This is a genomic window from Limosilactobacillus portuensis, assembly GCF_014838735.1.
Lineage (GTDB): Bacteria > Bacillota > Bacilli > Lactobacillales > Lactobacillaceae > Limosilactobacillus > Limosilactobacillus portuensis.
The window spans coordinates 1-287 of record NZ_JABUXQ010000119.1; the positions used below are offsets into that span (position 1 = coordinate 1).

Consider the following 287-nt stretch of genomic DNA (forward strand, 5'->3'; position numbering starts at 1 on the left):
GTGCTACCGCTTTTTGAACAGCGCGACCAACAAGTTCAGAAGTCCCAGGATGGGCTGAGTGAGCCTTAACTATTACAGGACAACCCGCAGCTAATGCCGAAGCAGTATCACCACCAGCAACAGAGAATGCTAACGGAAAATTACTAGCACCGAAAACAACCACTGGCCCCAACGGTATTTGACGTAAACGCATATCAACACGCGGCATGGGTTGACGATCAGGTAATGCTGGCTCAATACGCACATCAAGCCAGTCACCACTACGCACAACTTTTGCAAACAAACGC

Annotated in this window: 1 protein-coding gene; it reads right to left on the bottom strand. The window is 49.5% G+C overall.

Going from position 1 to position 287, the window contains the following annotated elements:
- The coding region (locus HUK49_RS10815) for an aldehyde dehydrogenase family protein (RefSeq protein ID WP_191913688.1) at positions 1-287 on the bottom strand (287 nt) is incomplete at both ends.